Source organism: Dyella sp. (assembly GCF_035685885.1).
In the GTDB taxonomy this organism is placed as follows: domain Bacteria; phylum Pseudomonadota; class Gammaproteobacteria; order Xanthomonadales; family Rhodanobacteraceae; genus Dyella.
Map to the genome: position 1 here is coordinate 1 of NZ_DASRZX010000098.1, position 7,281 is coordinate 7,281.

The following is a 7,281-nucleotide window of genomic DNA, read 5'->3' on the forward strand; positions in this document are numbered from 1 at the left end:
GATCGCCTCGCGACACATGTACTCGATCGCGTCCTGGTCACCGAGCCAGTCGGAGCCCTTGATCGTGTCGTAGAAGTGGAAGCGCCAGTCGTCCTCGCCCATGTTGCCAAGCGCCGCCGAGATGCCGCCCTGCGCCGCCACCGTGTGGGAGCGGGTCGGAAACACCTTGGTGATGCAGGCGGCCTTCAGGCCCTTCTCGGCCAGGCCGAAGGTGGCGCGCAGGCCCGCGCCACCGGCGCCGACCACGATCACGTCATACTTATGCTGCTGAATTTTGTATGCTTCCACGAGCTCAGACTCCCAGTGCGATACGCAATACCGCCAGTGTTCCAGCCAATGCACCTAGCACTGCGGCGAACTTGATGGCAACGATCAGCGCGATTTCTTTCCACCGCGTGTGGACGTAGTCCTCCACCACTACTTGCAGACCCAGTACGGCATGCCAGAACGCGGTGACGACGAAGGCGATCATCAGAATGGCATTCCACGGCCGGCCGACCCCTCCGCGGGCAGATGCGTAGTCAGCGCGCAACAAGCCGAGCACCGTGATGACAAGCCAGATGCCAAGCAGCACCAAGCCGGCCGCGGTCAAGCGCTGTGTCCACCAATGACTGACGCCGTACTGGGACGATCCCAGGCCACGTGCGCGCTTGAGGGGATGGCGAAGGTTTTTCGTACTCGCATTCACGCGACACCCCCAAGAAACAACACGTAACCCCAGACAATCAGCGTGAGCACGACACTGCCGACGATCGACTGTCGGCTCGAACGCCCGAACTGTGTGACGGTGTAACCTGCACCCGTATCCTGCACTAGATGCCGCACGCCGTTGCACAAGTGATAGCAGAACGCCCACGTCCAACCGACCAGCACGACGATACCGATCGCACTGCCTGCGCAACGTTTGAACTGGTCGTACGCCGCTTCGCCCGCGGCCAGTGAGATCAGCCCCCACAGAATGAACAGCGTGCTAAAGGCGAGCACGATGCCCGTGGCCCGATGGAGAATGGAAGTCACCATCTGCACTTGCCAACGATAAATCTGCAGGTGGGGTGAAAGCGGTCGTTGTGCGTTCGTCATGTCAGATGTTCTCGAAAAGTCGTCGATATCCCTATCCCCTCAAGCAATTGCTGCTGCTCGTCACGCGCATAGCAATCAGAAATCGATGCAACGCCCGTTCTTTTCCCAATCGCCGTATCGGGTGGGGTCCAATGCCGAAACCTCGCTCTTTTCCTTGATCCGTGCAGAACAGACGGGCATTACGGTACGCTCCGGCTCCAGAGTGGCGGGCAGATTCGAGGCGCTGGGATCCAGATCAAGTGCACTTTGCATTAACGAAAGCGTACAGTCGTGCGATTTGCGCATTAATATATTCAGAGTAGTGACTTCGATAGCTTTCGGTATAAATCAGGCAGAACCCCATGGAACTTCGGCATTTTCGATACTTTGTGGTGGTGGCGGAGGAACGTCATTTCGGACGGGCTGCCGAACGCCTTGGCATCGGCCAGCCGCCATTGAGCCTGCAGATCCAGCGTCTTGAACGAGAGATCGGCACCAAGCTGTTCCGACGCCTGTCCCGCGGCGTGGAACTGACCGAGGCCGGCTCCTTGCTGCTCGAACATGCGCGCCAGATCCTTGCCCATACCGAGCAAGCCATTGCCGAAGTGAAGCAGCTATCACGCGGCGAAAGCGGCCAGTTGCGCGTTGGCTTTGCCGGTGCCACCTATTTCCAATCGCTGGTGACGTCCATCATCTGGGAATACCGCGGCAGGCATCCTGGCGTCGTGCTTTCGCCTGAGCAGAGCAATACGCCGATGTTGCTGGAGGGCTTGCACAGTGGACGACTGGACGCGGCATTCATCCGACCTCCTATTGAAAGCTCGGACGACCTGCAGACTGAACTGCTGATCGAAGAAGATATGCTGGTGGTGCTCCCTCGCACTCATCCTCTCGCGCAATCGGCGGCACCCGTTTCCTTGTCGGCACTTGCCGCTGAAACATTTATTCTGTTTCCCCGGGCGATCGGACAAGGACTTTACGACGGCATCATGGCAGCCTGCGAAAACGCCGGCTTCGCAGCGCAGCTGGGGCAGGAAGCGCCCCAGATCGCTTCGATTGTGCCGATGGTGGGCGCCGGGTTCGGTGTCTCGCTTGTGCCGCGTTCGATCAGCCAGATTCGCGCGGACGACGTCGTGTATATGCCAATTGCGGGCGAAGTGCCCAAGGCCCCCATAAGCCTGGCATGGCGACATAACGATCGTTCGCCTGCCTTGCGCGGATTTCTGGCCGTGGCGCGCCATCTGGCGCGAGAGTGTCGTGGCAGCTAATGAACACCTGAAAGCGTTCGTCTTTCAGTAAAAGATATCGAAGTCGACACTTCGAACATATTGGTTGGCAGAAGCCATCCTCGGACACTCTCTCCTGTTCCGTATTCGGACTGGAGAACCAGTATGTCCCAAGTCGAGAAGCAATCTGTACCATCCACGATCCGCATCGAAGAGGATGCGCTGGGCCACGTGGAAGTGCCCGTAGATCATTTGTGGGGTGCGCAGACACAGCGTTCGCGCCTGAACTTTACGATCGGCGTCGACCGCTACCGCTGGCAACGCCCTGTGATTCGCGCGCTCGGGATTTTGAAGAAGTGCGCTGCGCTCGCGAACGGCGAACTGCGTCAATTGCCACCGGCGGATGTCGATCTAATCGTTGCTGCGGCGCAGGAAGTCATCGATGGCGAATGGGATAGCGAATTTCCGCTTGTCGTTTTCCAGACCGGCTCCGGCACCCAGACCAACATGAACGCAAACGAAGTGATCGCCCACCGCGCGATCCAGATCGCCTATGGCGTGATGGGATCCAAGAAGCCGATCCACCCCAATGATGACGTCAACCACAGCCAATCGTCGAACGATGCCTTCCCGACGGTGATGCACATCGCCGCCGTCGAGCAGATGGCGAACGACCTGCTGCCGGCGCTGACCGAACTGCACGATACGTTCGTGGCCAAGGCCAAGGAATATGCCAATGTCGTGATGATCGGCCGCACGCATCTGCAGGATGCCACGCCACTCACCCTCGGCCAGGTTTTCTCAGGTTGGGCGGCACAGCTCGAACACGCCAGCCTAGGCATCGACACGGCGCTCCAGGGCTGCCTGGCACTTGCCATCGGCGGCACCGCAGTCGGGACCGGCTTGAATGCCCATCCGCGTTTCGGTGAGGTCACTGCAGCGAAGATCGCCGCCGAAACCGGCTTACCCTTCTATTCGGCCCCCAACAAATTCGCCGCGCTTTCAGCGCATGACGAGTTGGTCAACGCCAGCGCGACGATGCGCACGCTAGCCGGCGCACTGATGAAGATCGCCAATGATGTGCGCTTGTACGCGTGCGGGCCGCGCGCAGGATTCGCTGAGCTGAAAATACCGGAAAACGAGCCCGGTTCCTCGATCATGCCGGGCAAGATCAACCCCACCCAATGCGAAGCATTGACCATGGTCGCGGTGCAGGTATTCGGCAACGATCACGCCGTGGCGTTCGCCGGCTCGCAGGGGCATTTTCAGCTGAACGTCTACAAGCCCGTGATCCTGCACAACGTGCTGGATTCGGGCAAATTGCTTGCCGATGGCATGCGTTCCTTCAACCAGCATTGTGCTGCCGGCATCACGCCAAACGAGAAACGCATCAAGGCCAATCTCGATCATTCACTGATGCTGGTGACCGCACTCAATCCGCATATCGGCTACGAAAAGTCAGCCCAGATTTCCCTCAAGGCATACCGCGAGGATATCAGCCTCAAGGAAGCCGCCCTGCAGCTTGGCCACCTCACCGCCGAACAATTCGACGCGTGGGTCAATCCGGCCAACATGACGCACCCACTCGAGCCATAACGCTCGCACCCGATCCACTATCCAGACACTGAGTTCATACCATGAGCAACGAAGTCTTTCGTCCGCTTCGCGGTGCAACGCGCGCTCAGCCAGCGGCAGCGCTGGCCAATACACAGCACACGGCCAACCGGCTGTTCCAGACCTCCACGATGTCAGCCCTGCTCGACGGTGTCTATGACGGCGACTTCACCATCGATGCGTTGCTCGAACACGGCGATTTCGGGCTTGGCACCTTCAATGCCTTGAACGGCGAGATGATCGTCAATGACAGCGATGTGCATCAACTTCATGCAGAGGGCGGTGTAAGCGACGTGCCGTTGGACGCGTTGACACCGTTCGCCTGTGTCACTTTCTTTAAACCGGAGCAGCGCTTTGAGCTTGAGCGGCCTATGACCAAGGCGGAATTCGAAGCTCTGATCGATGAGCGCATCGGAAACTCCAATCTCATCGTTGCCGTACGCTTTACCGGCATCTTCGAGGATGTGCACACGCGCACTGTCTTTTGCCAGTGCAAACCCTATCCGAAGATGCTGGAAGTGGTCGCCAAGCAACCGACCATCCGCTTTGGCGCTACCAGCGGCACGATGCTCGGCTTCCGCACACCGATCTACATGCAAGGCATCAACGTGGCTGGCTATCACGTCCACTTCCTCGACATGGATGCCGGCAAAGGCGGTCACGTGATGGATTACAAGCTGCATGCCGGCGAGGTCGAACTGGCGGTGATCTCCGACGTGGAAATCGCACTGCCGCGAAACGAGGCTTTCGCCAAGGCGGATCTCAACCCTGCAGATCTGCACGAATCGATTCGCATCGCCGAAGGCGAGTAAACCGCCCCTCCCCCGCATATTGATACGCGGGCGATACGTCCGCGAAGGAATTCCGATGAGTAGCTCCACTGTTTCTCTCAACGGCGCCACACCTGAATGCGGTGCCGACCTGATTGTCAAAAATCTCGTTGCCCATGGTGTTACGCACGTTTTCGGCATACCGGGCGCCAAAGTCGACCGGTTGTTTGATGCCTTGGTCGATTCGCCCATCAAAACCGTGGTGACGCGGCACGAGCAGAATGCGGCTTTCATCGCCGGCGGCATTGGTCGCCTTACCGGACGAGCGGGTGTCGCACTGGCCACCTCCGGGCCAGGCGCCTCCAACTTCGTGACCGGGCTTGCGACGGCCAACTCCGAAGGCGATCCGGTGCTCGCCATCGGCGGCGCGGTGAAAATGCCCGACCGCCTTAAGCTCACCCATCAGACGATGGATACGGTCAGCCTGTTCAAGCCGGTGACCAAGTTCAGCGCCGAGATCCCTGCCCCGTCGGCTGTTTCGGAAACGATCGCCAATGCGCTGCGTGCGGCCGAAAGCGGCCGCCAGGGCGCGGCTTTCGTCAGCACGCCGATGGACATCTTGAATATGCCGGCGCAAGGTAAAGTGCTTGCCGGCCTGAAAGTGCCGGCCCTAGGCGGCGCCCCCGACAGCGCCATCGTCGACGCGCTATCGATCCTTCGCAAGGCAAAGCGTCCGGTGATCTTGCTCGGCTTAGTAGCCAGTGCACCGCATGTCGCCCAGGCCATTCGCGAACTGATTGCCGTTACCGGCGCTCCGGTGGTCGGCACTTATCAGGCAGCTGGCGCAGTCTCTAAAGAATTGGAAGGCCGCTTCGGCGGACGCATCGGCCTATTTCGTAATCAACCGGGCGATCGTCTGCTGCATGAAGCAGACGTCGTGATCGCCATCGGCTACAACCCGGTGGAATACGATCCCAATCTATGGAACGTCGATGAACGTCGCGCCATCGTCCACATCGATGTCGTCCCTGCGGAGCTGGACAACCATTATGCACCGGCCGTCGAACTTATCGGTGATGTGGCCGCAAGCGTCGACTCGCTCGCCAAGACGATCGGTGGCAGCCTGCCGCGCTCGGAAGCGCTGGAGAGCATCCTGCGTCAGTACAAGGCGGATCGGTTGCAGGCACTGGCCAGCGCGCGCAGCCTGCGCAAGGATGTGCTGCATCCGCTCGAGATCGTGCGTGAAATGGCGGACATCATTACACCCGACGTCACCACGTGCCTGGACATGGGTTCGTTCCACATCTGGCTGGCCCGCTACATGCTCTCGTTCCGCGCCCGCCAGATGCTGATCAGCAACGGCCAGCAGACGATGGGCGTGGGCCTGCCTTGGGGTATCGCGGCAAGCATTGTCCATCCAGATCAGAAAGTGGTCTCGGTGTCCGGCGATGGCGGCTTCATGATGTCGAGCATGGAGCTGGAGACTGCCGTCCGCCTGAAGTGCAATCTCGTCCACGTCGTGTGGGTGGACCATGCCTACAACATGGTCGAGATCCAAGAACGGAAAAAATACGGCCGCGGCTCCGGCGTGGATTTTGGACCGATCGACTTCGCCGCGTATGCCGATTCCTGCGGCGCCAAAGGCCTCACGGTCAAGTCGCTCGAAGATCTGCGCCCGGCATTGCGTGCTGCCATGGATGTCGAGGGCCCTGCCCTGGTATCCGTACCGGTCGACTACAGCTACAACCCACAGTTGATGGCCCCCATGGCCGAACTGGGCGAGACATCGGCGGCGGCTTAAGTAAACCGAATCAAGTCCACAGAGCATCAGGCATTGGAACCCCATCATGGCCTTCGTCGGTCATGGTGGGGTTCGGACATGGGAGCTGACAAGTGAACGTGACATGCGCTAGCTCACGCGACGTCGTCATTCTCGGCGGAGGTTTATGCGGTCGTCTTGTCGCATGGCAACTCGCCGGTATCGGATATCGCGTTGCACTATACGATCGAGGTGGACGGGATGGTGCCCAGTCGGCGGCGTGGGTTGCGGCCGCCATGCTCGCGCCAATGACCGAAGCGGCCATTGCCGGCCCTTGACCGCGCCCGGCTCCGGCTGGAAGGCGTACGGTTCGGTGTGGGTGTATGTGCCCGCAGGAGCAACATCGACAAAGAGGTCAGCGACGGGTCCCGTCCACGACCCAAGATTGGTCACTTTGAAGCGATGCTGCAAGGCCGACGCCCACCCGGCTCATCAGCCGTCGCCCTGGCCGGAAATCAGCGTGGCGTCTCATTTTGATCAGCGAGGCGTCTCACGTCATCGCCAGGATGTCCCCATTTGTCGGCATGGCGTCGTTTCTCGGTTTACATCGAGCGACCTACCAAAACACCGGCACCAGCAGTCGTTGTCCTACAGGAAGTGTTCGGTGTGAATAAGGTCATGCGCCAATCCTGCCGCGAACTGGCGGACCACGGATTGTTGATGTGCATCCAAAACTGAGCCACTTTCCCGGGTGATGTGCGCCCAAATTTGAGCCACTTCCTACCACCCTCCGCTCACAGCACGAGCGGGAGTAACGGGAGTGATCGACGTGGCCCTATTGAGCGTAATCCGA

General features: G+C 59.7%; 10 protein-coding genes. 6 read left to right on the top strand and 4 right to left on the bottom strand.

Translation table 11 applies throughout. The annotated features are described in order from the left end of the window. From VFG49_RS11855 to VFG49_RS11870, 4 genes are all read right to left on the bottom strand, one after another. The coding region (locus VFG49_RS11855) for an FAD-binding protein (protein ID WP_324860718.1) at positions 1–288 on the bottom strand (288 nt) is incomplete at its 3' end. Positions 289–292: 4 nt separating this feature from the next. Next, positions 293–688, bottom strand: coding sequence for a succinate dehydrogenase, hydrophobic membrane anchor protein (sdhD, locus tag VFG49_RS11860; RefSeq protein WP_324860720.1), 396 nt, complete (start codon positions 686–688; stop codon positions 293–295). Next, a complete protein-coding gene (sdhC, locus tag VFG49_RS11865; RefSeq protein ID WP_324860722.1) occupies positions 685–1,080 on the bottom strand; it encodes a succinate dehydrogenase, cytochrome b556 subunit in 396 nt (131 codons plus the stop codon). The genes sdhD and sdhC overlap by 4 nt, the downstream gene beginning before the upstream one ends. Before the next feature lie 75 nt (positions 1,081–1,155). Then, complete coding sequence (locus VFG49_RS11870) at positions 1,156–1,365, bottom strand: succinate dehydrogenase assembly factor 4 (RefSeq protein WP_324860724.1); 210 nt, start codon at positions 1,363–1,365, stop codon at positions 1,156–1,158. Positions 1,366–1,421: 56 nt separating this feature from the next. Here VFG49_RS11870 and VFG49_RS11875 point away from each other — a divergent pair, with 56 nt between their 5' ends. The 6 genes from VFG49_RS11875 (at position 1,422) to VFG49_RS19265 (ending at position 7,166) form a co-directional block, all read left to right on the top strand. Further along, on the top strand, positions 1,422–2,327 hold the full coding sequence (locus VFG49_RS11875) for a LysR substrate-binding domain-containing protein (protein WP_324860726.1): 906 nt from the start codon (positions 1,422–1,424) through the stop codon (positions 2,325–2,327). Between the two features lie 123 nt (positions 2,328–2,450). Continuing rightward, on the top strand, positions 2,451–3,881 hold the full coding sequence (fumC, locus tag VFG49_RS11880) for a class II fumarate hydratase (RefSeq protein WP_324860728.1): 1,431 nt from the start codon (positions 2,451–2,453) through the stop codon (positions 3,879–3,881). Between the two features lie 41 nt (positions 3,882–3,922). Continuing rightward, a complete protein-coding gene (budA, locus tag VFG49_RS11885; protein ID WP_324860730.1) occupies positions 3,923–4,711 on the top strand; it encodes an acetolactate decarboxylase in 789 nt (262 codons plus the stop codon). A 55-nt stretch (positions 4,712–4,766) separates the two neighbouring features. Beyond that, positions 4,767–6,470, top strand: coding sequence for an acetolactate synthase AlsS (gene alsS / locus VFG49_RS11890; RefSeq protein WP_324860732.1), 1,704 nt, complete (start codon positions 4,767–4,769; stop codon positions 6,468–6,470). Positions 6,471–6,568: 98 nt separating this feature from the next. Next, positions 6,569–6,766 (top strand): FAD-dependent oxidoreductase, encoded by a 198-nt coding sequence (locus tag VFG49_RS19260; RefSeq protein ID WP_414649116.1) that lies wholly within the window; start codon positions 6,569–6,571, stop codon positions 6,764–6,766. Between the two features lie 238 nt (positions 6,767–7,004). Beyond that, entirely contained in the window at positions 7,005–7,166 is a 162-nt protein-coding gene (locus VFG49_RS19265) for a dienelactone hydrolase family protein (protein ID WP_414649115.1), read from the top strand. Positions 7,167–7,281 lie beyond the last annotated feature (115 nt).

Excerpts from the sequence above, each read along its gene's own strand:
- VFG49_RS11870 (WP_324860724.1), bottom strand. The coding sequence starts at position 1,365 with ATGCGCAAATCGCACGACTGTACGCTTTCGTTAATGCAAAGTGCACTT.
- sdhC (WP_324860722.1), bottom strand. The coding sequence starts at position 1,080 with ATGACGAACGCACAACGACCGCTTTCACCCCACCTGCAGATTTATCGT.
- fumC (WP_324860728.1), top strand. The coding sequence starts at position 2,451 with ATGTCCCAAGTCGAGAAGCAATCTGTACCATCCACGATCCGCATCGAA.
- VFG49_RS11875 (WP_324860726.1), top strand. The coding sequence starts at position 1,422 with ATGGAACTTCGGCATTTTCGATACTTTGTGGTGGTGGCGGAGGAACGT.
- budA (WP_324860730.1), top strand. The coding sequence starts at position 3,923 with ATGAGCAACGAAGTCTTTCGTCCGCTTCGCGGTGCAACGCGCGCTCAG.
- alsS (WP_324860732.1), top strand. The coding sequence starts at position 4,767 with ATGAGTAGCTCCACTGTTTCTCTCAACGGCGCCACACCTGAATGCGGT.